Source organism: Mogibacterium neglectum (genome assembly GCF_030644205.1).
Lineage (GTDB): Bacteria > Bacillota > Clostridia > Peptostreptococcales > Anaerovoracaceae > Mogibacterium > Mogibacterium neglectum.
Window position 1 is genome coordinate 1,338,896 of the sequence record NZ_CP128647.1, and the last position, 25,392, is coordinate 1,364,287.

Annotated in this window: 20 protein-coding genes; 3 read left to right on the forward strand and 17 right to left on the reverse strand. The window is 41.2% G+C overall.

Annotated features, from left to right (window positions below; translation table 11 throughout):
• Nucleotides 1-40: 40 nt before the first annotated feature.
• From QU661_RS06225 to QU661_RS06250, 6 genes are all read right to left on the reverse strand, one after another.
• A complete protein-coding gene (locus tag QU661_RS06225; protein WP_304989389.1) occupies nt 41-1,165 on the reverse strand; it encodes a 5-methyltetrahydropteroyltriglutamate--homocysteine S-methyltransferase in 1,125 nt (374 codons plus the stop codon).
• 181 nt (nt 1,166-1,346) lie between these two features.
• The gene (gene lysS, locus QU661_RS06230) at nt 1,347-3,293 is read right to left on the reverse strand and encodes a lysine--tRNA ligase (protein WP_304989390.1); all 1,947 of its coding nucleotides are present in this window, start codon (nt 3,291-3,293) and stop codon (nt 1,347-1,349) included.
• An 88-nt stretch (nt 3,294-3,381) separates the two neighbouring features.
• Complete coding sequence (gene greA, locus QU661_RS06235) at nt 3,382-3,861, reverse strand: transcription elongation factor GreA (protein WP_304989391.1); 480 nt, start codon at nt 3,859-3,861, stop codon at nt 3,382-3,384.
• Nucleotides 3,862-3,891: 30 nt separating this feature from the next.
• Entirely contained in the window at nt 3,892-4,989 is a 1,098-nt protein-coding gene (locus QU661_RS06240; RefSeq protein WP_304989392.1) for an alanine racemase, read from the reverse strand.
• A 17-nt stretch (nt 4,990-5,006) separates the two neighbouring features.
• Nucleotides 5,007-6,896 carry an AMP-dependent synthetase/ligase gene (locus QU661_RS06245; RefSeq protein WP_304989393.1) on the reverse strand — a complete coding sequence of 630 codons (1,890 nt, stop codon included), beginning with the start codon at nt 6,894-6,896 and terminating at the stop codon, nt 5,007-5,009.
• On the reverse strand, nt 6,847-8,634 hold the full coding sequence (locus QU661_RS06250; protein WP_304989394.1) for an AMP-dependent synthetase/ligase: 1,788 nt from the start codon (nt 8,632-8,634) through the stop codon (nt 6,847-6,849). The genes QU661_RS06245 and QU661_RS06250 overlap by 50 nt, the downstream gene beginning before the upstream one ends.
• A 207-nt stretch (nt 8,635-8,841) precedes the next feature.
• Here QU661_RS06250 and QU661_RS06255 point away from each other — a divergent pair, with 207 nt between their 5' ends.
• The gene (locus tag QU661_RS06255) at nt 8,842-9,393 is read left to right on the forward strand and encodes a phosphoribosyltransferase family protein (RefSeq protein WP_297968695.1); all 552 of its coding nucleotides are present in this window, start codon (nt 8,842-8,844) and stop codon (nt 9,391-9,393) included.
• A 100-nt stretch (nt 9,394-9,493) separates the two neighbouring features.
• Here QU661_RS06255 and QU661_RS06260 read toward each other — a convergent pair whose 3' ends face one another.
• From QU661_RS06260 to QU661_RS06275, 4 genes are all read right to left on the reverse strand, one after another.
• A complete protein-coding gene (locus QU661_RS06260) occupies nt 9,494-10,306 on the reverse strand; it encodes an endo alpha-1,4 polygalactosaminidase (RefSeq protein WP_304989395.1) in 813 nt (270 codons plus the stop codon).
• 103 nt (nt 10,307-10,409) lie between these two features.
• Entirely contained in the window at nt 10,410-12,143 is a 1,734-nt protein-coding gene (locus QU661_RS06265; protein WP_304989396.1) for an ABC transporter ATP-binding protein, read from the reverse strand.
• Nucleotides 12,136-13,914: an ABC transporter ATP-binding protein gene (locus QU661_RS06270; protein WP_304989397.1), complete on the reverse strand. Its 1,779-nt coding sequence runs from the start codon at nt 13,912-13,914 to the stop codon at nt 12,136-12,138. Before QU661_RS06270 ends, QU661_RS06265 begins: the two co-directional genes overlap by 8 nt.
• 154 nt (nt 13,915-14,068) lie before the next feature.
• Complete coding sequence (locus QU661_RS06275; protein WP_297968684.1) at nt 14,069-14,719, reverse strand: TetR/AcrR family transcriptional regulator; 651 nt, start codon at nt 14,717-14,719, stop codon at nt 14,069-14,071.
• Nucleotides 14,720-15,054: 335 nt separating this feature from the next.
• Here QU661_RS06275 and QU661_RS06280 point away from each other — a divergent pair, with 335 nt between their 5' ends.
• Nucleotides 15,055-15,531, forward strand: coding sequence for a pyridoxamine 5'-phosphate oxidase family protein (locus QU661_RS06280; protein ID WP_304989398.1), 477 nt, complete (start codon nt 15,055-15,057; stop codon nt 15,529-15,531).
• Nucleotides 15,532-15,744: 213 nt separating this feature from the next.
• Here the strand turns inward: QU661_RS06280 and QU661_RS06285 are convergent, their stop codons facing one another.
• From QU661_RS06285 to srtB, 3 genes are all read right to left on the reverse strand, one after another.
• Nucleotides 15,745-16,329 (reverse strand): nitroreductase family protein, encoded by a 585-nt coding sequence (locus QU661_RS06285; RefSeq protein ID WP_304989399.1) that lies wholly within the window; start codon nt 16,327-16,329, stop codon nt 15,745-15,747.
• Nucleotides 16,330-16,394: 65 nt separating this feature from the next.
• Nucleotides 16,395-17,501, reverse strand: coding sequence for a pyridoxal phosphate-dependent aminotransferase (locus QU661_RS06290; protein WP_304989400.1), 1,107 nt, complete (start codon nt 17,499-17,501; stop codon nt 16,395-16,397).
• A gap of 303 nt (nt 17,502-17,804) precedes the next feature.
• Nucleotides 17,805-18,638 (reverse strand): class B sortase, encoded by an 834-nt coding sequence (gene srtB / locus QU661_RS06295; protein ID WP_304989401.1) that lies wholly within the window; start codon nt 18,636-18,638, stop codon nt 17,805-17,807.
• 371 nt (nt 18,639-19,009) lie between these two features.
• Here srtB and QU661_RS06300 point away from each other — a divergent pair, with 371 nt between their 5' ends.
• The gene (locus QU661_RS06300) at nt 19,010-20,506 is read left to right on the forward strand and encodes a phosphohexomutase domain-containing protein (RefSeq protein ID WP_304989402.1); all 1,497 of its coding nucleotides are present in this window, start codon (nt 19,010-19,012) and stop codon (nt 20,504-20,506) included.
• Nucleotides 20,507-20,594: 88 nt separating this feature from the next.
• On the opposite strand, the gene QU661_RS06305 is transcribed toward QU661_RS06300, so the two are convergent.
• From QU661_RS06305 to QU661_RS06320, 4 genes are all read right to left on the reverse strand, one after another.
• Nucleotides 20,595-21,209 carry an NfeD family protein gene (locus QU661_RS06305; RefSeq protein ID WP_304989403.1) on the reverse strand — a complete coding sequence of 205 codons (615 nt, stop codon included), beginning with the start codon at nt 21,207-21,209 and terminating at the stop codon, nt 20,595-20,597.
• Nucleotides 21,210-21,527: 318 nt separating this feature from the next.
• A complete protein-coding gene (locus tag QU661_RS06310; protein WP_304989404.1) occupies nt 21,528-22,217 on the reverse strand; it encodes a V-type ATP synthase subunit D in 690 nt (229 codons plus the stop codon).
• Nucleotides 22,218-22,240: 23 nt separating this feature from the next.
• Nucleotides 22,241-23,614: a V-type ATP synthase subunit B gene (locus tag QU661_RS06315; RefSeq protein ID WP_304989405.1), complete on the reverse strand. Its 1,374-nt coding sequence runs from the start codon at nt 23,612-23,614 to the stop codon at nt 22,241-22,243.
• Nucleotides 23,607-25,385 carry a V-type ATP synthase subunit A gene (locus QU661_RS06320; protein WP_304989406.1) on the reverse strand — a complete coding sequence of 593 codons (1,779 nt, stop codon included), beginning with the start codon at nt 25,383-25,385 and terminating at the stop codon, nt 23,607-23,609. Before QU661_RS06320 ends, QU661_RS06315 begins: the two co-directional genes overlap by 8 nt.
• Nucleotides 25,386-25,392: the final 7 nt, after the last annotated feature.

Below are 25,392 nucleotides of genomic sequence, written 5' to 3' on the forward strand. Positions count from 1 at the left end.
TTATTATCAATCACATGCTTTTAGTCTATCTAACGCAATTTTAGTTCTGTTCCCAAACTTCTTCTGCTACTTCCTTGACGAGTCTTAACTTAGCCCACTGCTCTTCTTCAGTTAGCTTGTTCCCTATCTCACAAGATGCAAATCCGCACTGAGGGCTGAGGCAAAGTCTCTCAAGTGGTACGTATTTACTTGCTTCCTTAATTCTTGCAATAACTGTTTCTTTATCTTCTAACTTCGGTGACTTGGTCGTGATAAGACCGAGAACCACCTTCTTGTCAGGAGAAACCTTTGCAAGTGCCTCAAAACTTCCTGAACGCTCATCATCATACTCGAGTAACAGCGCATCTACGTTCTCCTTTGCAAATACGTAATCTGCAACCGAGTCATATGCTCCACTTGAGAAGTATGTCGAATTATAATTTCCTCTGCAGATGTGCGAAGTGATAACTAGATTTTCAGGCTTTCCTTCAAGCGCGAGGTTGTTCACCTCAAGCAGCTGTGCCTTAACTGTTTCTAAATCAATACCTAATGCTTTATATCTGAGCTTTGCAGCATCCCCCACAACTGCACCCCATGTGCAGTCATCGAACTGCAGGTTTCGGCAACCGGCATCGTAGAACTGTTTAATTACCTCACGATAAGCCTTAGCGATATCATGAATCAGTTCTTCATTTGTCTCATAGAACTTTCTCGTGCTCTCAAGGTTATCTGGAATGATGAACTGCTGGAATGTCTGCGCAGGTGCAGGAATAGTATACTTAGCGACAGTTTGCTCATCTTCGAACTGCTTTAAGAATTTAAAATACTCTACAAATGGGTGAGGCTTAGCTTTTAGCTTACCTACTAGGTATGTATCATCTAGCAATGCGAGCTCGCCATGGAACTGAATTCCGCCACCTGTATTCTCATGTTCAACGCCCTCAAACCCCCACATGAAGTCGAGATGCCAGAAAGTTCTTCTGAACTCTCCATCTGTAATTACATGGCAACCGAGTTCCTTCTGCTTAGCTACAAGCTTTGCAACCTCTTCATCAACAATCTTGTCGTAATCTTCCTTGCTAATCTCATTCTTTCTTAACTGTGCCTTTGCATCCTTAAGTGCCTGTGGTCTAAGAAAGCTTCCTACATAGTCATATCTAAATGGTGTCTTTAATTCATTGCTCATATATACATACCCCCTCTTGTTTTCTAAACATAGATTACCATCAAGTCAAATTTTATGGAAATACTTATTATCCATAGCAAGATATAGGTTAATTTTATATCTTGTACATTGATTGCCTACATTTAAGCATAAAAAACAGGGTCCTTTACGGGAGCCCTGTCATAATCATAATCTTGTGATATTAGTATAGCTTCGCACCTGCTGGAATCGAATCATCTAGCATTAATAGATTTAGAATTTCCTCTCCGTCATAATCGCAGATTGCTGACAGCAGCATTCCGCATGATTCAAGGCCCATCATCTTGCGTGGTGGAAGATTTGTAATTGCAACGAGAGTCTTTCCAACTAACTCCTCTGCAGAGTATGTCTCCTTGATACCGGACAATATTGTTCTAGCCTGGCCCGAACCGTCATTAAGGGTGAACTTAAGAAGCTTCTTGCTCTTAGGTACTTCCTCACAAGCCAGAACCTTAACTACTCTGAAATCAGACTTGCTAAATGTATCGAAGTCTACGAATTCTTCGAACAATGGTTCAACTTTAATCTTTGATAGGTCAAGTTTTCTATCAATCTTTTCTTCGGAGCTGCTGCCTTTTCCAAGCGGTTTCATAACAGGGAATAGCTGTACGTCCCTGATAGTCGAAGAATCTGTAAGCAGCATCACCAGTCTGTCAACACCGATTCCAAGTCCACCAGTTGGCGGCATTCCTACTTCTAGCGCATTTACGAAATCCATATCCATCGGATGAGCTTCATCGTCAATACCAAGATCAAGTTCACGCTGCTGCTCTGCGAATCTCTCGTACTGATCAAGTGGATCGTTGAGCTCTGAGAAAGCATTTGATAGCTCCCATCCGTTGATGTAAGCTTCAAATCTACGAGTGATGCGAGGATCTTTAGGGTCCTTCTTAGCAAGCGGTGATACCTCAACAGGATGTCCGGTGAGGAACACTGGCCCATCTAGCAGTCCTGGGATATCCTCGCAGTACTCATCAAACATCTCTGCGATAATCTTTCCACGAGTCCACTTATTAACCTCTTCGGCATCCATTCCATAGGTGATTGCACGCTCGCGAGCTTCTGCATCATCATCGATCTTATCAAAAGGGATTCCTGTAACCTTAATTACAGATTCTGTCATATCAATCTTATTCCATGGAGGTGTAACATCAAAGGTTTTACCCTCGTAGGATATTATAGGCGAACCATTTACTTCCATAGCGCACTTGTATACGATCTGCTCCATGAGGTCCATCATATCTTCCTGATTTCCATATGCCATGTAGCATTCCATAGAAGTGAACTCAGGACTGTGATTCTTATCCATTCCCTCATTACGGAATACCTTACCTAGCTCATACACTCTATCGAGTCCACCGACAATCAGCCTCTTGAGCGGTAACTCAAGCGAAATCCTGAGGTGAAGATCAAAGTCTAGCGCGTTGTGATGTGTATTGAACGGTCTAGCATTAGCACCGCCAGCTATCGTCTGTAGCACCGGAGTCTCAACCTCAAGGAAACCATAGTCATCCTCGAGCACTCTGCGGATAGTACTAACTACCTTTGCACGCTTTAAAAAAGTATCCCTAACGTCTGAGTTGACGATTAAATCGACATAGCGTTGTCTATATCTTAGGTCTGTATCTACTAAGCCACTCCATTTGTCAGGAAGTACCTGCAGAGACTTTGCCTGAAGTGTAAGTTCCTGCACGTGAATAGATATCTCATCTGTCTTGGTTTTAAATACAATTCCCTTAAGTCCTACAAGATCTCCAATATCATATGTCTTGAAAACTTTGTACTCTTCAGCTCCAATATCATCGCGCTTAACATAGCACTGGATTCTGCCTTGCTTATCCTGAACGTCAAAGAATGCGGCCTTACCCATGATTCTCTTGCTCATGATACGACCTGCAATCGCTACCTCTTGATCTTCAAGTGCATCATAATTGTCCTTTATATCCTTACTGTGAGCAGTTACGTTATATGTCTCCTGCACAAATGGGTCTCTGCCCATCTCACGAAGTTCTTGCAGCTTATCTCTTCTAATCTGTCGCTGCTCGCTTATTTCTTCTGCAGTAAGCCCCAGCTGTTCCTGCTCAGGAGTCTTTACGTTGTCATTACTCATTGTGGTTCATAATCCTTTCTCGCGAATTATATAAATATATTGTCGTACATCGCAGAAAGTATCTTCGATGCACTTCTTGAACGGATTTTTACTTTCTAACGTCAAGAACTTTGTAATTAGCAGTTCCGTCTATTACCGGAAACTCTAGCACATCTCCTGCTCTAGCACCTAACAGGTGCTGTCCCACCGCAGACGCATTTGAAAGTTTTCCGTTAAATGGATCTGCCTCTGTATTTCCTACAATCTTGTAAGTAACTTCTTCATCATATATCAGATCGTAAAGTGTTACTGTACGACCAGTAGCGATTACCCCTTCATCAGGTATCTCATCCTCATCTGCAATCTTAGCTGTACGAAGCATCGCTTCAATAGTGGTAATTCTTTCCTCTGTCTCTGCCTGTGCATCCTTTGCCGCATCGTACTCCGAGTTCTCAGAGATATCTCCGTATGAGATGGCCTCCTTAAGTCTCTCGGCATTTTCCTTTCTAGTTACAGTAACCAGATGATCGAGCTCTTTTTGGAGGGCTTCATATCCTTCTCTCGTCATTTCATTATCATGTGTTGCCATTGGTCTCTTACTCCTTTCAACCTTCTGTTATTAAATCTCGTATTTCTTTACATTTTCGCTTTCTGCTAGGTTAAGCAGTGCGGAATACTTCAGTCTAAATGTCATGATATCTCCGATTTTAACGTTGCCCTTTACATCCTCGACATCGACGATAGTGTGATCGCCTGATGCACCGATTACCGATGTCCCATCCATCTCAGGAATCAAATCGTCTATATCACCATAGTCAGCTCTACCTATTGCTAAAAGCGCTCTCATACGCATGCCTCTATCAACATACTCTCTCTTCTTACCAGCAGCATCTACCCCGAGCTCTCCCTGCGGATAGCTGGCCTTTACCTTAAGCTCTATAACCTCCGCTTTGAGCACGAAAGGGCACTCTAATTTATCCATAGCCTCAAGATTATAACATAATCTGACATCCTCTAGTGGACCAATTAAAGGACCAGCCCCAAGTCTCAGCATATTAATCTTCTTTGGCATGTATCCATGGTATACTCCGAGCAAGCTCGTTGTAGCCCCACCAGATACGTATTCTAGTTTTCTCCCAATCTCAGTTTCAACCCTCTCCGCTAATTTGGCGAGGGCGACCATCTTATCCTCTGTAGGAATTACAGAGCCATAGCACCCAAGATTAGTCCCTATACCAGCAAGTACAAGCCCATGCATCTCGTTCTCCACCTTGACAGCAGTCTCAACTAGTTCATCGAGATCAAAGAATCCTTCTCTAAGGTCACCAAGATCAGCCATCAGAATTACCTTATGAGTAACTCTCTTATCAAGTGCTATCTTATTTATCTCCTCTAATACAACGAGCTCGCTGTTTAGACTGATGTCTGCAATATCCACCATCTCGTCAATTTCTGATAGCATTGGAATTCTGATTAGAAGAAGTGGCACTCTTATACCAGCCTCTTTAGCTCGTTTAAGTTGTTCAAGCCTAGATGATCCTATCAGCTTTGCTCCACCAGCCACGAAGTCTTCGGCAGCCGCAATTGACCCATTTGTAGCCTTAATTATACCCGCTATTTGGATTCCCTGCTCACCGCACTTATCCGATAGTTTCTTTACGTTATTGACCAGCTTAGTCCTATCATGAAGGAGCGCCGGATATTTATATTCTGCCATATCAATCATCTCTCTTTCTATGACCACTTATTGTCTTCAACGAACCTTCTTATCTTCAGTCCCGTCGTCTTGTTGAAGTCTCTATCTCGGATGATCACGTGGTTAATTCTCTTGAAGAGAGGCATTGCTTCATTCTGCTTGTCTACAATGCGCTCTATATACTCCCTAACCTGTTCATCAGTCACATCTCCTCCGAGCTCCTCAAATAGCAGCTCCCTATTAGGCTTGATAGTCGCATATATACCACGCTTCAGCTGATCATCATTATCCTCATCACCCCATACCATGCATTCTTCAATACACTCGTTCTTCATCAGATAAAACTCGAGTTCTTCTGGGAAAACGTTCTTGCCATTAGCCGTGATGATGACATTCTTCTTGCGTCCTGTAATATAGATGTAATTCTTGTCATTCAGATATCCAAGATCACCGGTGTGGAACCATCCGTCCTTAATCACCTCGTCTGTGCCCTCTTGATTCTTATAGTATCCCATCATGATATTAGGTCCGCGGAAGCAAATCTCTCCAACTCCATCATAATCCTTATCTGCAATCATGCATTCCACAAACGGAAGTAGGTGACCTGCAGATGCATTATCTATGAGCTTTGGATCCTCTGGGTTCAGAGAAACCATTGGAGACGTCTCCGTCAGTCCATATCCCTGAACGGCGTTAATGCCAAGATCTCTATAGAAATCCATAATATCTCCATCAATCGCCGCACCGCCGACGATTAGCATCTTCATGCGGCCACCAAAAAGCTCGGTAATCTTTTTTGTCGCAGGTTTGCTCACATCTATTCCAATATGCTTGGTAAATCTATTTATCTTCATCAGAGCTTTAAGCTGTTTCTCTTTGCCGCTCTTCTTAATCTGTCTCGAAATCTTACTGTAGAAGTTTTCGTATATCAAGGGCACCGCTAGCATCAGGTGTGGTTTTACCTCCTGCAAATCCTTAACAATGTATTTGAGACCCTGGCAAAATGCTATCGTAGCTCCGCAGTACATCGACTCGATGAAAGTACACGTGCACTCGTAGGTGTGATGTATCGGAAGCACGGAGAAGAATATATCTCCTACCTCAATATTTAAGTACGTCTGTGCCACCATGACATTAGAGCAGATGTTCTTGTTATTAAGCATTACTCCCTTTGAAGTACCAGTAGTTCCAGATGTGAATAGTATAATCGCCATGTCGGTGTTTATGATTTCGGCATCTATAAAGCTTTTATCACCGGCTTTTACGAGTTCATATCCATGTTCCATCAGCTTGTGCCATGATAGGAGTCCTTTGTCGGCATTCTCGTGGCTATGCATTCCCACATTTATCACGAACTCAAGGGCGTTATCATCTCTTTCCTTTATTCGCTTAAAAATATCGTAATGCTTATCCATGGTGATGACCGCTGAGAGCTCTCCACTCGTAGTTAGCTGAGATAATTCTTCCTCGTTGAGCTCCTTATCGAGTGGTACGACTACACCTGTTCCACCAACTACTGCTAGATAGCTTTCTGCCCACTCATAGCAGTTCTTGCCAATTACACCGATGTGTTCCCCCTTTAGTCCAATCTCGATAAGTGCAGTTCCGAGAGCATTTACATCTGCTAGCACCTTGCTATAAGAAATCTCTTGGAAGGGTTCGTCCTTGTTGAACTTCTGCAGGAATAACGGTTTATCTCCATAAAGCTTCGCACTAGTCTCCAGTATATTCTTAATATCTGTAACCGGGCGTCGCCATGTATATTTAATCGCAGGATCTTTAGATTCTTTAATCGCATCCATAATAGCCTGCATATCTTCCATTTCTTTCGCCTTAATCTGACGGTATTCTTCTCTAATATCGCTATTATCTTCCACTTTAGAATCTACGTCCCTTCTCGAAGTCTCTGTCATCGAATTTGTAATCATAGTTTTCTTCCTCGAATCTCTTAATCTTAAGTGTCGTCGTCTTGATAAAGTCGTCTTCACGAATTTCAATTCTCTTTACACGCTTGAAAGGAGGCATCTTAGAATTCGCTTCATCGACGGCTTCCTTGATCTTTCGATACTTCTCTTCATCAGTCACACAGCCTGCATTTTCAAGAGCCGTGTAGTCAGGATACATGATTGCTGTACAAATCAGGTCACCCTTAACCTCTTCGTGCTTTCCGTAGACTATTACTTCGCTTATAAAGTCACTGAGTAACAGGTAATACTCTACCTCTTCTGGGAAAATATTTTTACCACCCTTAGTTACGATTACGTTTTTCTTGCGTCCCGTTATATAAAGGAATCCATCTTCGTCCAGATATCCATAGTCACCAGTATATAACCACCCATCCTTTATGGTTTTAGCTGTATTCTCAGCATCCTTGTAATATCCCATCATCACAGATGGTCCCTTGCAGATTACTTCCCCAATACCGCTTTCATCGTCATCTACTATTCGTACCTCTGTACCAGGCATCGGCTTGCCAACCGAGGCAGCCTTTCCGTATCTGTCTTGATTTACCGCAATGATAGGCGAGTTTTCGGTCATACCGTATCCTTGCATCATAGGGATTCCCATAGCTTCAAATTCAGAAATTACATTTGGATCAATAGCTGCGCCTCCAGCTATGAGGATATATAAGCTTTCGCCAAATATGTCGTGAACTGCTTTGAAGAGTCTTTTGGTAACCATTTTTTTATTCCTAAGATCAAGTTTCATAGACATGTTAATTGCTCGTCTCAGCTTATCGGCATTTCCACTTTTCTCCGCTTTGGTCCAGATCTTTCTATATATATTTTCGAAAATCAGCGGAACTCCGAGCATAATGTTGCATTCAGCCTCTACAAAATTCTGCTGTATATATTTCAGCCCTTCACAAATCACGACAGTTGCACCCTGATAAAAACTCGTCATGACAGTGCAGGTCATCTCGTACACATGGTGCATCGGAAGCACATCGAGTACTCTGCCTCCATCTGGGATTTGTACGTATTTTGACATATTGAATACATTCTGAGAGAGATTTCGATGCGAAAGCATTACACCTTTCGCTAATCCAGTCGTTCCTGATGTAAACAGGATTGTAGATAGATCTTCTGCGTGAATCTCAGCATCTACATATTTGCGGTTGCCTTGAGCGATAAGCCCCTTTCCTTCTGCAACGAGTTGTTCCATAGTCATGAATCTCTCATCTACGAGAAATTCATCAATGTCATCTCCAGGTGCGGCCATGATGATAACTTTTTTAACTAGAGGTAGGTCTTCTAGTAATGATACTATCACGCCAGCAAGCTTCGTCGAAGCGAATATCGCTTCAACATCGGCACGCTGCAGTAAATTGGTAATTTCACCTTTTTCAAGGTTTCTATCTATAGGTACGATTACTCCTACACCACAAACGACAGCGTAATATGATAGTGCCCATCTATGCGAGTTGTCACCAATTACTGCTACTTTGCTTCCCTTGAATCCTCTCTCAATAAGCGCTGTACCAATTGCATTCTGCTCATTTTTGAACTCAGCATAAGTCATCGCTTTAAACGTTTCCTTGTGGTCATCCTTGTACATATACGCAGCTCTATCCGAAAATTTCAGAACAGAGTTATCTACTAGCTCTTTGAGCGTTTCGACATAGCTAACATCGTATAGTTGATTTTCATATTTCTTTTTATTCATATCTAATGCCCATGACCCTTTATATGTATGTCTCGAAAAGTGCACACACCAAGCAGTTATACTATTATTGTGTATCGTGAAATTTTATCATTTTTTGCGTTATATTGCAATGTTTGCAAGCCTATCATCAACGGTGCTATAATAATTCAATCAGGATTTTCTTCACTAATTACTTTTAGATAGAAGATAGGACAAGGAGAACGACAAATGGATTATTTACTGAATGTTGCAGGACTGGAGAGGCACCTTCCTCTATGCAAAGTTTCAGACGACTTATATATCGCGGCTTTCATCATGTTCAACGATGTTGAAGTTACCGTTGCATGTGCAAGAGAACTTCTTAAAAAAGCTCCTGATTTTGACGTAATCATTACTGCTGAGTCAAAAGGAATCCCACTAGCTTATGAAATGGCAAGACAAGCAGGCAATAAGCCTTATATCGTAGCACGCAAGGGTCCTAAGATTTATATGGAGGATCTTATAACTGTAAATGTTGACTCTATTACTACAGATCACATACAAACTCTGTGTGTTGGACGTACAGAGCGTAAGGTTATGGAGGACAAGAGAATATTAGTAGTTGATGATGTAATCAGTACTGGCGAGTCGTTAACTGCACTCGATAAGCTTGTAAACGCAGTTGGTGGGAATATCGTCGGCCAGATGTCCGTCCTTGCTGAAGGTGAGGCTGCTGATAGGAGAGATATTATTTTCCTTGAGAAACTGCCTCTATTTGATTCTAACGGGCAGGCTATATAATATTGTTTACCAAACATGTTGTAATATATTTTAAAAAACGGGTGTATACAAAAGCTATACACCCGTTTAATATTCATGCATTTTGTAATTTCAATATAGATTATCTAAGTTCTAAATTTTTCGCGTTATACCAATGAAAACCATTTTTCTTACAATAATTGTCAATTTCTTTTGCAAGTGAAGCATCCGCTCCGTATTCTAACAGATATACAGATAACCCGTTTTTCTTAACTCTCGAAAGATATTCTTTAAAATATCGTGTTTCTTTCACAGCTTGCTTTCCATAGCTCTTTCTTTCAAAATCTATGTCTGTGAATACAGTCTCTTGATTAATACCATCAAACAGAGTATTGGCTATTTTTTCATCCATACATCTCGAAACAAAAACATCTCCACCATTTATAAGAATTGAAAGTTTATACGACTTAAGCCCTTTCAGAATTGAACAAAGCCCCTGAAATGTGCTGTCTGTATGATAGTGATGATAAACATCTGCATTATCTATGAAAAACCCATCAAAGCCCATTTCGGAATACTTTTTACCGAGTTCATCGACAACAAATCTCTGCCACTCCGCATCAGATACATCCACCCATCGTTCATTAGGCCATTCCTTATATGTCCCAAGTGTTTTGTCTTTAAATCGGTCAAAATATGGACGATATTTCTCAATAGCACCAATATTTATATAACCATATACCTTTTTACCCGACTTGCGAAGCTCACTTATCTGATCGGTACTAAATTCAGATGGTTCAATTACTACAATCCGATAGTCACGCAGCCGTTCTTTCTGTTCGCTATTGATACCTAGAAAAACCCCGTATTCTCTTGATGGTTTTACTGCACAACCTGAAACAATGATAGACAGACAGATAATTATGTATAAACCAAAATATAATATTAAATTCAAACTTTTCTTTTTCATAAGGATACTTTAATTGTATTATACGTGTTTTACATGATTTTATGATGTATCTGAATTTTAACTATGACTTTATTGTACATGTCTCTTATTAAAGTTTCCAACCAATCGCTTCAGAGCGAGCTGACACAAAGTCTCTATATATTCCTTCATTCTTCATCAACTCTTCATGAGTACCCTGCTGTGCAATTTTGCCTTTATCAATAACGTATATTCTATCCGCATTACGCACAGTTTTGAGTCTATGTGCAATCATCAATATTGTCTTCTCTTTGGTAAGTTCCTTAATCGCAAGCATGAGTTCACGCTCGTTCTCAGGATCAACATTAGCTGTAGCCTCATCAAGTATAATGATTGGTGCATCTTTCATGATAGCACGAGCAATAGATATACGCTGCTTTTGACCACCTGAAAGGCTGGCACCTGCCTCTCCTAGAACTGTATCATATCCGTCCGGAAGTTTGCTTATAAAGTCATGGCAGCAAGCCCTTTTAGCTGCATCTATGACCATATCCATTGAAGCTTCAGGTTGGCCGAATCTGATATTATTGGCAATCGTATCATGGAACAAATATACGGACTGGAACACAAAGCTGAAGTTCTCCATAAGAGAGTTCATATTATATGCTCGAACATCTCTATTATCCAATTTGACCTGCCCTGACTGCACATCCCAAAATCTTGCTATAAGGTGACAAATCGTAGTCTTTCCGCTTCCAGATGGACCGACAAAGGCCGCCGTTGTTTTCTCCGGAATCGAAAGGCTTATATCATCAATAACCTTTCTAGTGTCATACGCAAAATCTACGTTTTCCATCTCAATATTCTGTGTTTCAGTCTCAATATGCTCTCCATCAATATCCATATTCTCGATAGCCAATACAGATTTCGCTTTATCAACAGAGATATCAACTGCACGAAGAAGAGACGAAAAGTTGCCGGCAGAATCAAGTGCAGCATACATCAAGAAGGATGCAATCATCATAACTATGGTGGTCGCAAGATCCATAGTGCCTGCAAAATAGAATCGCAAAGAGAGCATGCACATCATGACTCCCGTCATCTTAATAACCCAGCTCTGCAGTGAAACGAATGGCACAATTTTGAATTCCATGCGGATGTTTGCTTTAGATGCATCATCAATGCAAATATCCAGCTTTTTATTATTCTCTCCGATAAGTTTAAAATTCTTTGCTTCTGTAATACCCTGTATAAATTCCAGTACTTCACTAACCATCGCAGTATCCTTATCAAGCTTTTGCTTCGATACATCAACTGAATGTCGTTGTAGAAAAGAATTGATTACAAAGAATATAAGTAATCCGACAAGAGCTACTGCCCCTATTCTAAGGTCAAATATCAACAGCATAATTGTAATCAAGCAAGACTCAAGCGTACCTCCCAGCGTCAGCATTACAACACGTGTTGCAACGTCAGCCAGCAATTCCATAGTGTTAGTAGTTATACTTGTAATATTGCCAAGCGATGTCTCATTGAAATATCCCATGGGTACATAACGAAGATGTTCGGCTATCTCTATTCTCTTTCCTGCACAGGTTGTATATCCTGCAATTGTCTGCAGCATCTTGCTTCTCCGGGATACAATGCATTGAACCACCATTCCTCCAACCAAAACTGCGAGCGACAGCATAATTGTTCTGTAAGTTACATCACCGCGAACTACACCTGTTACTAGAATATAGATTGCCGGAATCTTCATAGCTTGACCAACAGCCTCAATTACACCAAGAACTATAGCTTCATAATATCTTTTTTTATTTTCAGTTCCTGAGAACTCAAAGAATTTCATCAGAATTTTAAACATCAGACTCACCTCCGTCTACAGTATCTCTTGCCGATACGTGAGCAACCCACATTTTATTATAAAGCCCGTTTTTCTTGAGGAGTTGCTCGTGAGTACCGATATCATCAATATATCCATCATTCACTACGATTATTTGATCTGCATCAACTATGGTGGATAGTCTATGTGCTATGACGATAAGAGTTTTCCCTTTAATCATACTGGCAATTGAACGCTGTATAACCGCTTCGCTCTCCGGATCAGTGTAAGCTGTAGCTTCATCAAGAATAACAATTGGTGCGCCCTTGAGCATCGCTCTTGCTATAGAGATACGCTGCCTCTCACCACCGGAAAGGTGTCCTCCGGCATCGCCGACTATAGTGTCATATCCCTTTTCCAACCCCATGATAAAATCATGGCAGCCACAGCGTTTCGCCGCTTCGATGACATCTTCATCACTTGCACCTTTTCGTCCCATACGAATATTATCCATGACCGAACGATTGAACAGATAGTTATCCTGAGATACGTAAGCAATCTTTGTATTATAATCATCCCAGCTCATATCCTTGATATTAACTCCGCCAAAGGTAATCTCACCGCTATCTACGTCCCATAATGCTGAAATAAGCCTGGCAATCGTGGATTTACCTGACCCTGACGGACCTACAAGCGCATTTACGCTACCTTCTTTGATAGATAAATTTATCCCATGTAGTATTTCCGCACCTTCTTCATATGAGAATCTGACGTTTTTAATGACAATATCATTTCCCTCGGGTTGCCTGATTGTTTCTTTAGGTCGCTCCATCTCCTTACGATCAAGGATTTTCTGAACTTCGCCGAATACGATTTCTATCTTTGCCATATCATCTGTATATGACATAACAGTTATTAGTGGTGCCAGCATGCCCACAGAGAGGATGAGTACCGTGATAAGCTCTCCTGCCGTGATTGAACCATGCATGAAGAGAATCCCTCCAACTGGTATTATGGTTAGAATAGTTGTAGGTGTTATAGCCATACCAATTGTAAAAAATAGAATAGCAGCCTTCATCCAATCGATAAAGCAGTATGCACCGTCATGTGCAGCCTTCTCAAATTTTTCATAGGAGCTATCCGTCTTCCCAAACGCCTTGATTACCTCAATTCCGTTGATATATTCGACTGCAGTGTCATTGAGAATTTTTGTCTTTTCCACACAATCTGCCCAGCGACTTCCGGCGTTTCTGGTCATCATTCCCATACAGAAAGCTGCCACAGGCAGTGTCATAATACTTGCAATACCCAGTTTCCAATTAATAGTAAAGATATAAACAAGAACTGCTACCGGCGCAATGAGATTTGCGGTAAATTCCGGCACAATGTGCGCAAGTGTAGTTTCAAGGCTATCTACTCTCTCAACTATAATACTCTTTAGAGAACCCGACGGAATTCGTTTAACATCTCCCAACGGCATTCGAGTAAGTTTGAAACAGAGTGCTTTTCTTATGTCTCCTAGAACTGCAAAGGTTGCAGCGTGTGAAAAACCTGTAGATACAGAATGCAGCAACGCCCTTAAGGTCCACATAATAATCATCAATATAAAATAGTTCATATAGGCATTCCAATCCCTAACCCCATCTAGTAGTTTAACAACTATGCAGCTCATCAGGTAATATGGAAAGAGGGAACAAATTACTCCCAGCAAAGCGAATATCACGGATAAAATGTATTTACTTTTTCGTGTACTCGCAAATCGTTTGATTATAGCAAGCGCATTGCTGCCCTGACGTCCTGAAGAATCATTCATGTGTTTTCCTCCTTATCGTTAGATAGTTAAAATTGTTTGAAAATTGATAGTATATATTGATAAATGGGTGTTCGTAATCAATAGCCGCTCGTTAGTTAGTTTAGACTAACTTGAGTTTTCAAAAAAAGCGGTATCTTCGCATAGAAATATCCGCTTAAAAAATACCACCAAATAACTCCTGCCATCCCGCAGTATAAAATCTACGGATGAGCTCAAGCTGTACCTTAGCCTCTGAATAAGTCATATCGTGAACTATAAGCTCACGAAAAGCATTAAACATACTTGTCGCCATAATATGCTCGAATCTGTAATCGATATCCAGAAGTTCTTGAGTCTGTTCATTAACATCACTTCGGAGATCCACTTTGAATCTCTCAGTAGATTCAATTTCAATCTCAACTAATCGGTCTACAAAATCCGAAAACCTTGTTCCTTCTGATTTCAGGAGCATAAGTCTTACTTCTCTTAGATGATCATATGCATAATTTAACATCCAATGCATACAATCACGGGACACTTCGGTCATATCCGCTTTCTGTTCATCAAATTCTTTGCCGGCAAACGATTCTTGAACGTCTATATAGTGCTGCATCATGGCGTTATAATGCTCTCCAACTATATCCTCAAATAATTCCACCTTACTGGAATAATATCCATAAAATGCTCCTGTGGTCACCCCTGCATTTCTAACAATCTGACGCAAAGATGCTCCCTGATACCCGTTCTGCTCGAATTCATAAAGCGCAGCTTCTATAATCTTGTGCTTGGTTTGCAATTCATCTGTGGTGAAAGGCTTAGTATTCATATTGCTCCTGTAGTTAAACTACGTCATCATGTAACACTGTTATATAACACCGTTATATTATCAATTAATATGTATAATGTCAAGAAAAGATTGATGCTAAAATTGAAATTTAAAGTTCTGACTTCTTTCCATATCAGGTGTAAGTGTAGTAGAATTGAGTTAATCCATGATGTTGATTCCTTTCGTGAATTTTTTTGCTAACTTAATTCTATCAAATAATCTATCATGGATTACTTTTTTATTCAGGTGTTCAAGTTGATTTTACAATTTACCTTGAAAAGAAATGCCTATAATCCGTATATACACTTAATGCCGATTGAAAGGAATATAAAAGTATGAGAAGAAAAGATAGAGAAATCGTAGATCTTCATAAAATTGAACAAATACTGGCAAGAGCAAGATATTTGCATCTCGGAATGTTTGATGATGAATACCCTTATATTGTTTCGCTTCATTACGGATACAAACTAGACGGAAAGAAATTGACTTTTTATGTTCATTGTGCAAAAGAAGGGCATAAGCTGGATTGTCTTCAGAAAAACAACAGCGTTTTTGTTGAAATTGATTGTGGGGAAAAACTCATCATAGCAGACACTCCTTGCAAATATAGTGCGGAATATGCGAGTGTTATGTGCCGTGGCAGAGCGACGATTCTTCAGAATACTGAAGATAAATGTGAGGCGCTTCGCATTCTTATGAAATTACAATCCGGTGAGGAGCATGAAATCAATGAAAAAATGGCAGATGCGGTTACGGTAATTGAAATAAATATAGATTCCTATACTGCAAAATCCCATGTAGGAAAGCTGTAAAGGGACGGGCTTCAGCAATAGTTCAGTGTCTTGCATATCGAGTGTAAAACCGCTCGGGCTATTCCCACTTGCAGTAGCTCAGTGACTCGAACTTCGAGCTTCTGCACTTGTTCTCGTCTACTGACCCTTGCAGAGGGGCTACCAACAGTTAAGCCATCGTGCAAGCACTCGACTTAACTGGGTAGACGTAGCAATCGGTCTCAAGCCCGATTGCTACTCCCACTCAACTATCACATCATCCAGCTTTCGTTTAGGGACATAGTGCACCCTGTTTTCATCACGATAATAATCAGTTGATTCATCTTCTTCAATCTCAACTATCCTGATATCTTCGATTGATTTGCCTAATGCTATCACAAGTAGCGGTCTAAGATTTTCAGTCAGTCTTAGAACTTTAGCCATTTCCTTTGACGAAAAGTATCCTAATATGCAGGCTCCAAGACCCATCTCTGCAGCTGCTAAAGTTATGGATTGAGCGGCGATTCCCGCATCCGTGAGATACCCTGTTTCACTTTTACTGATATTTTTATCCTGACAGATAACTATGTATGCCATCGGTTCGGTGCCCGAGAAGGGGAGATGAAGTTCTGACAATTTTGCCGCGAATGATATCTGCCCGATTATTTTGTCTCTTCCTTCTGGAGTGTTTACAGTCACATATTTAAGTGGCTGCATATTAACACTTGATGCAGATAGTCTGGCACAGTCAACCATCCCACGGAGCTCTTCATTAGTTACTTCTCTTGAAATGTCGTAACCTCTTACACTTCTGTTTTTCTTAATTAAGTCCTTAATCATTATTTTCGCCCCTCTCCATGCACATAATTATATTTATTTCTTAATCATCGCTCACAGTACGCATTTCACGCACTAACTATATTCCTAATTGCTTTGATTAGCCTACCTGCATCTTTTAACGTTGGAACACGCAACCTGACACAGTTCTTACCGAGCGGTTCAAACTCGCTACCACTACAGGTCAAGATGTTCTCCTTCATTAGAAGCTTCTGTAGATCCACCTCTTCATTTATATGTCTTAATAGACAAATAGGCACTCTATCATCTGTTTCAGCCATGATTATTTTACTTCCGCACGCATCACGAAGTGCACCCTTGATAATGGTAAAGTCCGTTCCATGCTCTACAGGTTGGACGTCGTAATTGAGAATTGCAGCTGTTATCGCACGACTCATCTCATTCATCATATATGGATTACTTACCTTCTTGATGTATTTGACAAGCTCTTTGTTGGTGATAATATAGCCAGCTCTCGCCCCTGCAAGTCCGAACCCTTTGGAAAAAGTACGAACACTAATCATGTGATTATATTTTGGTCCGAGCATTACCGCTGATTCTTCTCGCGGGATAAAGTCTGCATAAGCTTCATCTATTATCGCATAAACTTTCAGCTCCTCGCACTTGCTAACTATGCGCTCAAGTTCAGCATTGGATAGAAACTGCCCTGTCGGATTGTTGGGATTATCAATGTATACGAACGAAGTATTGCTATCTATCGCAGCAATTAATCTATCCACGTCCTCTTTAAAATTATTCTTATCGCTCATAGCTATCCCCTGCACTTTCACGCCCATTATCCGCGAGTACTCGACCATGTCGGTAAATGTCGGCATAAACATGACTGCTTCAGCATCAGGTTTTGCAAAAACATTTACTAGAAGATTTAATGCCGAAACACTTCCGTCGGTCATAACAACATTTTCCGGCTCAATGAAAGCATAGTCTTGCCAGTACTTGACTACAGCTTCCTGTGCTTCTTCGCTATGCGGGTATTGATAAAGTCTGTTTACATCAAAACTATGGACAATATCCACAACTACATCAGGAAATCCGTAGGGATTTATGCCTAGACTACAATCTAAGGTATTCTCATCTGCAAGTGGTGTGTTATCTGCGTAACTCCTTATATCGGGCAGCAGTTCATCGCGAATCTTTGTTTTATCGATACTCATATTGGCGCCTCTCGTATTTTTGCTGTTAGTTATTATAAAGTGATAGTAGACACAAAGATCATTTATACTTATATTATATTGAATAAGATGTAAATTCAAAATAATTACTGCATATATAGATGCAGACTAGTCTTAATTGAAATTTCAACATAGTCACCAGTATATAAATAAAAGAGACGCCTAACCGTGAATCATGTCATTGGCAAACTCAAAGGCCATTGATTTCAGTTATGTTAAGCGTCTTTTAATTTATAATTATTGTAAATAGATATTTATTCACTTATTCCACGATGGAGTTAAATATCATTTCTGCTTATCAAGCTTCACCTGCAGTTTCTTACCCGCCTTGATTTCTTCCTTAGTCCAAGGTATCGCCTTGCACACTACAACATACCTGGCTTCATCAAAGTCATATGCACAAGTGCTGAGTGTAATAATCTTGTCATTCGTTGTCGCAGTAATGCCTGTGCTAATTTTAGATTTCTTTATTGAATAGTTAATAAATGCTTGTTTATCTGCTTGATTATTAAACGAATACTTGTACGCATCACTCGTAGCCGGAGTAATATATGACGAAATTATTTGCAGATGATACTTTTTATCAGGTGTAATAAGTTCAAAAGTCTTATGATCCTTGTAGTAGTCCGTCTCTTTTGTGTAACCTCTTAGCGATTTGAACATGCTGCCATCATGCATATGATGCCCGTAAATAATCGTATTGAAATCAGAGAAATCAGCACTGTTCCTATAATCCATAAAAATCGAACCGGAAACGCTATACTTCTTGTTAATGTCAGAGTGTAAGTACTGGTCATTATCTTTTCCGCGCATTATTGGATAGTTGATTATGGTATCTTTCTGGTAAATCCATCCAACTACATCAGGATTCAATTTCTTAAGTGCATCAAAATCTACAACACCCGTGAATTGATTAGGATCCACTTTTGCTTCCTTTGCAACCTGCTTAAATCCACTTCTTGAATGGTAGTATTTATAAAGTGCCGTTCCGACTTTGTATCCACTTACCACAATCACACAAACCAAGCAGAATATGATTACCCTAAATGCCCAGTCCATCGCACTATTTCTCTTGCTACTCTTGTTGGTCTTTTTGCTCATATTTTCCTTCTTATCCATTTTACTTTTCTTAGCCACCGTTATCTTATAAGTTTCTTTTGCTTCTAACTCACGAGTTTAAGGCACGTGGTCGCTTGCTTCAATGCCTTTATTTCAATGCCTTTATATTTATCACTTATCATAGTCATATCCCCTTCTGTATTAAATCTTATGAACACACCTCATGAAACTAGATTATATCATTGCAAAATATTGAACTCAATATCATGAAACGAACTGTATTATTAATAAGTATCATAACATTTTCATCACATTATTCTGTATAATGATATCAGCGCAAGTTTATTATAGCAATTTGCAAGCGATGATTTTGACGGTTCTGTGATTTACGTCATAGCGTACTTAATACATTTATATATGGAGAGTAGAAAATGGGCAAAGAAATTTTAAAACTTCAAAACGGTAGCGACATTCGAGGAATCGCTATGAACGGAGTTGAAGGTGAGGACGTAAACCTGACAAGGTACAATGCACTTGCAATTGGTGCGGCATTTGCACACTGGTTAGGCTTCAAGGTAGGGAAGAACTCATTCGACCTCAAGATATGCGTAGGAAGAGATCCTCGCATCACTGGTCCAGACCTAGCTGATGCACTCATGTCTGGCATGGCATATCTAGGTGTTCAAGTAAGCGATGCAGGTCTAGCTTCCACCCCGGCTATGTACATGTCGACAGTTATGCCGTTCTACGAATTTGATGGAGCAATAATGGTTACGGCGAGTCATCTGCCATTTAACAGAAACGGTTTCAAATTCTTTACCGCTGAAGGCGGACTCAACAAAGCAGATATAAAGGAAGTGCTCGAATACGCGGCAAGCGCACACATACTTCCCTTCGAATACAACGCTGAGAGCGTGAACCTAATGCAGATGTATGCTGCTCACCTCCGTTCGATGATCAGCACGGGAGTTGGTGGTGATTTAAGCAACATGAAAATTGTTGTAGATGCAGGAAATGGTGCTGGCGGTTTCTTTGCTAATAACGTCCTCGCCCCTCTTGGTGCGGATATCAGTGGCAGTCAGTTCCTTGATCCTGATGGTACTTTCCCTAACCACCAGCCAAACCCTGAGAACAAGGATGCTATGGAGTCGATTTGCAAACAGGTGCGCGAGACAGGCGCTGACCTCGGAATCATATTTGATACTGACGTTGACAGAAGTGCTGCTGTAACATCCGAGGGTAAGCCTATCAGCAGAAATGCCATCGTTGCTCTCGCAGCAGCAATCGGTGCAGATGATTATCCAGGTGGTACAGTCGTTACGGACAGCATCACTTCAAATGAACTGCACACATTTCTCGAAGATAAGCTCGGTTTAAAGCACCTCAGATACAAGAGAGGCTACAAAAACGTTATAAATAAGGCTATTGAACTATCAAAGGAAGGCGAAAATGCATTCCTCGCTATCGAGACTTCGGGCCACGCAGCTTACTCTGATAACTACTATCTAGATGACGGTGCTTTCCTTGCTGTTCAAACTATTATCAATGCGGCTAACCTCAAAAAGGAAGGCAAAGGCATTGAGCACATGATTGCAACCCTCGCCGAACCTGCTGAATCAGTAGAGATTAGATTTAATCTGACTACAGATAACTTTGGTGAAGTTGGAGATAAAATCCTCGAGGACATGAAAGCTTGGGTTGAGCAGAATGAAGGTCTATCGCTCGAGCTTCCTAACTACGAAGGAGTACGGATTAACTATAGCCTTGATGGTCATGATGGTTGGTTCCTGCTTAGGAAGTCACTTCACGACCCTGTGATGCCGCTTAATATTGAGTCTGTCAGCGAGGGCGGAGTAAAAATAGCACTTTCACTCATCAAGAAATTTCTCGAAGGTAGAGAAGGAATAGATATTTCCGTACTCAGCTAAATTTACATTTTTATAAAACTAAGTTCAAGCAATCTTCACAACATGCAAAAGCAAGAGCTCCGAAGTTAACTTCAGAGCTCTTTTATTGTTATTCTTTTATAAGTCTCTCTACTACGATATTATACCCATCAATGTCTACAGCTTTAACTTCTGTATCTTTAGGAATAACCTCTCTACCGAGAGCATGTAGCACCTCGCCGCCAAAATCCACTTTACCTTTAAGCTTCAAATCGTCTACTGTTCTTCCAATATGACCTACATACCTTTGTTTTATTTCTTCTCTATGCTTAGTCGTAATATTGCTTACTATTGTAAATATAATAATGAATATCATCGCAATGACTGCAGTTACAGCTGGCGAAAGACGTAAGAGCGATGTTCCAATGGCTGCTTCAAAAACTGCATTGGCATTAGATCCCGCGCTCTGACATCTCCCATACCAAAATGGCAGATGACTTCGCCTCTCAACGATATAGACAACTATCGCGTATAAACACATGAATATACCAAATCCCGTGAGGACTATGTCTAAGCCCGATACATATGCATTTTTACTCTCATTGCCATAAGTATCCATATAAGATTCAACAAAAAGTTCATATAATCCTCCTATAGCTAATCTGAACATTATCGTTAGCAAAATTAATGGAATAATCTGCCTCAGAGGGATATGATTTTTTATATAAGTTATAACCTTTTTCATTTCATCCTCCTTTCATGGGTATGGTATCTGGCACTTTTATGTAATCACACACAGGTTCCTTCGCCGCATTTATCGCTCTTACCATAAGAACGATTGTGGGCTGATACTCTGTCATCGTCATAATTGCTGTGCTATTTATATGGTTATGATATCACTTTAATATCATATGTCAACGTATTCTCTTGTATAAATAATGTACATTCTTAGCACGTGGTTCTCCGTACCTTGATAGCTAAAATAATTAATTACCACTAAAAAAGCGAGATGCAGATAGTCTACATCTCGCTAGTTTCTTATTAGATTGTTATGCCCAAGCTCTTACTCTGCCATCTGGGCGAGCATCTCAGCATCCTTGGCACGTTGCTGTTCGATATTCTCTTTCAGCATCATGTCCTTAACCTTCATGAGTCTTGTCTGATTACCTCTCTCGTTCTCATCAAGTTTCATCTTGATATACTTGATGGTCTCCTGGTAGTTTGGTATCTTGACATACTCAAGAGCATTAACACGTCTTCTGGTCTTCTCAATCTCGTCAGCTATGAGCATAGCTTCCTTCTCCATTCCTGCAAGTTGAAGCAGTTTAGGAAATAGAATCGACAACTTTTCAATAGACTTATCGAGTTCTCCTGATGTGGTCGCGAATCCGTAAGGATACACGCTTCCAGTCTGCGTATTCTCCTGCTCAAAGTCGAAAGACGGAACATCGATACTCATTACGTTTTTCTCTGTCGCAACGAGTTTAACGCTCTGCTTAGGGTACATTAAAGCTTCTTCCAGCATCTCTGGTGTCATTACAGCACGCGCTACAGAGAAACTTCCATATACCTCTTCAAGCATTGGCTCCACCTCTTCACGAAGTGCCTTAATCTCTCTAGCGAGATCGAGAAAGATTCGCATAAGCTCATCTCTCTTATCCTTCATGAGCTTGTGACCTTTGATAGCTACCTTGAGTTGCCCTTTAAGCTTAGACATGACCATTCTAGTTGGATTAACATTTAGTCTTGCCATAAGATCATCCCTTTCTTACTGAGCTACTTCTGCTCATAAAATTCATCGAGGTACTCTTTCTTTACACGTTTGAGCTCTGATCTAGGCATAGTTCTGAGAAGCTCCCAGCCAACGTCTAGTGTTTCCTCAATGGATCTATCCTTCTCGTATCCCTGAGATACGTACTTGTTCTCAAATTCATCGGCAAACTTTGCATAAAGCTTATCAACATCGCTGAGCGCAGCTTCACCGAGAATAGCCATGAGCTCCTTACACTCCTTACCTCTTGCATAGATAGCAAAGAGCTGATTCAGTACGTCTGCATGATCCTTACGAGTCTTGCCTTCACCGATACCCTTATCCTTCAGACGTGATAGCGACGGTAGTACATCGATTGGTGGTGTAACACCCTTTCTATATAGGTCTCTAGATAGGATAATCTGTCCCTCTGTGATATATCCTGTAAGGTCAGGAATTGGGTGAGTGATATCATCCTCAGGCATCGATACGATTGGAATCATAGTGATTGAACCATCGATTCCCTTCTTTTTACCAGCTCTCTCATACATTGTAGCAAGGTCAGTATACAGATATCCTGGATAACCACGACGTCCTGGAACTTCTTTACGAGCAGCGGAAACCTCACGAAGAGATTCAGCGTAGTTCGTAATATCTGTGATGATAACGAGAACATGCATGTTCTGCTCAAATGCTAGGTACTCAGCTGCAGTGAGCGCCATACGAGGCGTCGCAATACGTTCTACAGCAGGGTCATTAGCGAGATTGAGGAACATTACTGAACGGTCGATAGCTCCACTCTTGCGGAAGTCTGTCATGAAGAACTCAGCTTCCTCGTAAGTGATACCTACGGCGGCGAACACTACAGCGAACTTACTGTCGGTACCACGAACCTTAGCCTGTCTTGCAATCTGAGCTGCGAGATTTGCATGAGGAAGCCCTGATCCTGAGAATATAGGAAGCTTCTGTCCTCTTACTAGGGTGTTAAGTCCGTCTATAGCGGATACACCTGTCTGAATGAACTCAGATGGATACTCTCTCGCAGCCGGATTCATAGCGAGTCCGTTAATGTCAAGGTACTCTTCAGGAATAATTTCAGCACCACCATCTATAGGTCTGCCCATTCCGTCAAATACTCTTCCGAGCATATCTAGAGATACACCCAGCTGATTTCCGTGACCTAGGAATCTCACCTTACTTTCTTTGAGGTTCATTCCTGCGGAGTTTTCAAATAACTGTACAACAGCATCTGTTCCGTTAAGCTCGAGAACCTTGCAGTGTCTTAGCTCGCCATTTGCAAGCTCGATCTCACCTAGTTCATCGTAGCCTACATCTTCTACACCTTTAACAACCATCAAAGGGCCGGCTACTTCAGAAATAGTCTTATATTCTCTAATCATTCATTTCACCTGCCTTCTTAATAAGCTCTTCTATAGAAGCCTCTAGCTTGCCTACAAGTGCAGCATACTCTCTATCTACCTCATCCTCTTCGAGGTATTTAAATCTTCCTATATCCTCTCTTAGAGGAAGTGAAGTGATTGCCTTAAAGTCGGCATGCTCATGAAGTCCCATTAGTCCTTCATCATAGTAACGCAGAATCAGGTCTAGAAGCTTAAACTGCTTATTCGTAGATGTAAATGTATCAACTTCGTGGAACGCATTCTGGTGCAAATAATCCTCACGAATCATCTTGCAGACTTCAAGCTTTAGCTGATCTTCCTTAGAGAGACCGTCTACTCCGACTAACTGTACAATTTCGTTCAGTTCATCTTCTTCCTGAAGCAGCTTGAGAGCTCTTGCTCTATGATTTGGGAATTCCTTGTTAACATGCTCTGCAAACCATACGTTAAGTCTATCTGCGTATAGCGAATAACTGTTTAGCCAGTTGATTGCTGGGAAGTGTCTAGCGTGTGCTAAGTTAGCATCTAGTCCCCAGAATACCTTTACGATACGAAGTGTAGCCTGTGATACTGGCTCGGAAATATCTCCTCCTGGAGGCGATACAGCTCCGATTGCGGATAGCGCTCCAACTCTTCCCTCGCTTCCAAGGCATACAACCTTACCAGCTCTCTCGTAGAACTGTGCAAGTCTGGATGCTAGGTAAGCTGGGTATCCTTCTTCACCAGGCATTTCCTCAAGACGACCGGACATCTCTCTTAGAGCCTCAGCCCATCTCGATGTTGAGTCAGCCATGAGAGCTACTGAATAACCCATATCTCTGAAGTACTCAGCAATTGTGATTCCTGTATATACGGATGCTTCTCTTGCAGCTACCGGCATGTCGGAAGTGTTAGCGATGAGGACAGTTCTTCTCATCAGAGATTCACCCGTCTTAGGGTCAACGAGCTCTGGGAACTCATTGAGTACGTCAGTCATCTCGTTTCCGCGCTCTCCGCATCCGATATAAACTACAATGTCTGCATCTGCCCACTTAGCTAACTGATGCTGTACTACTGTCTTTCCTGAACCGAAAGGTCCCGGAACGGCAGCTACACCACCCTTTGCGATTGGGAACATTGTGTCGATTACTCTCTGTCCTGTAATCAGTGGCTCTTCAGGAGAAAGCTTTTCCTTGTAAGGGCGCTCAACTCTTACTGGCCATCTCTGCATCATCTTAACTTCGATGTCTTTTCCAGATGTATCCTCGATAACTGCTACAGTCTCATCTACTGTAAAGCTACCGCTTTCGATGCTCTTAACCTTACCGCTAACCTTGTAAGGAACCATAATTCTCTGTGTTACAGCGATAGTCTCCTTAACTGTACCGAGAACTTCTCCTGCTGAAACCTCGTCTCCAACCTTTGCAACTGGAATGAAATCCCATTTCTTGTCACGATCAAGCGCTGGCTCCGATACGCCTCTAGCGATATTGGTACCTGTCTTCTCGAGAAGCACAGATAGCGGTCTCTGAATTCCATCGTAAATAGTCTCAATAAGTCCCGGTCCGAGTTCTACAGACAGCGGTGCTCCAGTCGAATAAACTGGCTCACCTGGCTGTAGACCAGCGGTTTCCTCATATACCTGAATCGAAGCATTTCCACCGCGCATCTCGATAATTTCTCCAGTAAGGCCCTGATTTCCGACCTTAACTACGTCATACATATCTGCGTCGCTCATGCCCGAAGCAACTACTAGAGGTCCGGATATCTTAACGATTTTACCTTGTTCCATGATTACC

Bases quoted from the DNA above. Each gene is read 5' to 3' on its own strand.
- QU661_RS06225 (WP_304989389.1), bottom strand. From the start codon at position 1,165: ATGAGCAATGAATTAAAGACACCATTTAGATATGACTATGTAGGAAGC.
- lysS (WP_304989390.1), bottom strand. From the start codon at position 3,293: ATGAGTAATGACAACGTAAAGACTCCTGAGCAGGAACAGCTGGGGCTT.
- greA (WP_304989391.1), bottom strand. From the start codon at position 3,861: ATGGCAACACATGATAATGAAATGACGAGAGAAGGATATGAAGCCCTC.
- QU661_RS06240 (WP_304989392.1), bottom strand. From the start codon at position 4,989: ATGGCAGAATATAAATATCCGGCGCTCCTTCATGATAGGACTAAGCTG.
- QU661_RS06245 (WP_304989393.1), bottom strand. From the start codon at position 6,896: ATGATTACAAATTCGATGACAGAGACTTCGAGAAGGGACGTAGATTCT.
- QU661_RS06250 (WP_304989394.1), bottom strand. From the start codon at position 8,634: ATGAATAAAAAGAAATATGAAAATCAACTATACGATGTTAGCTATGTC.
- QU661_RS06255 (WP_297968695.1), top strand. From the start codon at position 8,842: ATGGATTATTTACTGAATGTTGCAGGACTGGAGAGGCACCTTCCTCTA.
- QU661_RS06265 (WP_304989396.1), bottom strand. From the start codon at position 12,143: ATGTTTAAAATTCTGATGAAATTCTTTGAGTTCTCAGGAACTGAAAAT.
- QU661_RS06270 (WP_304989397.1), bottom strand. From the start codon at position 13,914: ATGAATGATTCTTCAGGACGTCAGGGCAGCAATGCGCTTGCTATAATC.
- QU661_RS06275 (WP_297968684.1), bottom strand. From the start codon at position 14,719: ATGAATACTAAGCCTTTCACCACAGATGAATTGCAAACCAAGCACAAG.
- QU661_RS06280 (WP_304989398.1), top strand. From the start codon at position 15,055: ATGAGAAGAAAAGATAGAGAAATCGTAGATCTTCATAAAATTGAACAA.
- QU661_RS06285 (WP_304989399.1), bottom strand. From the start codon at position 16,329: ATGATTAAGGACTTAATTAAGAAAAACAGAAGTGTAAGAGGTTACGAC.
- QU661_RS06290 (WP_304989400.1), bottom strand. From the start codon at position 17,501: ATGAGTATCGATAAAACAAAGATTCGCGATGAACTGCTGCCCGATATA.
- srtB (WP_304989401.1), bottom strand. From the start codon at position 18,638: ATGGATAAGAAGGAAAATATGAGCAAAAAGACCAACAAGAGTAGCAAG.
- QU661_RS06300 (WP_304989402.1), top strand. From the start codon at position 19,010: ATGGGCAAAGAAATTTTAAAACTTCAAAACGGTAGCGACATTCGAGGA.
- QU661_RS06305 (WP_304989403.1), bottom strand. From the start codon at position 21,209: ATGAAAAAGGTTATAACTTATATAAAAAATCATATCCCTCTGAGGCAG.
- QU661_RS06310 (WP_304989404.1), bottom strand. From the start codon at position 22,217: ATGGCAAGACTAAATGTTAATCCAACTAGAATGGTCATGTCTAAGCTT.
- QU661_RS06315 (WP_304989405.1), bottom strand. From the start codon at position 23,614: ATGATTAGAGAATATAAGACTATTTCTGAAGTAGCCGGCCCTTTGATG.
- QU661_RS06320 (WP_304989406.1), bottom strand. From the start codon at position 25,385: ATGGAACAAGGTAAAATCGTTAAGATATCCGGACCTCTAGTAGTTGCT.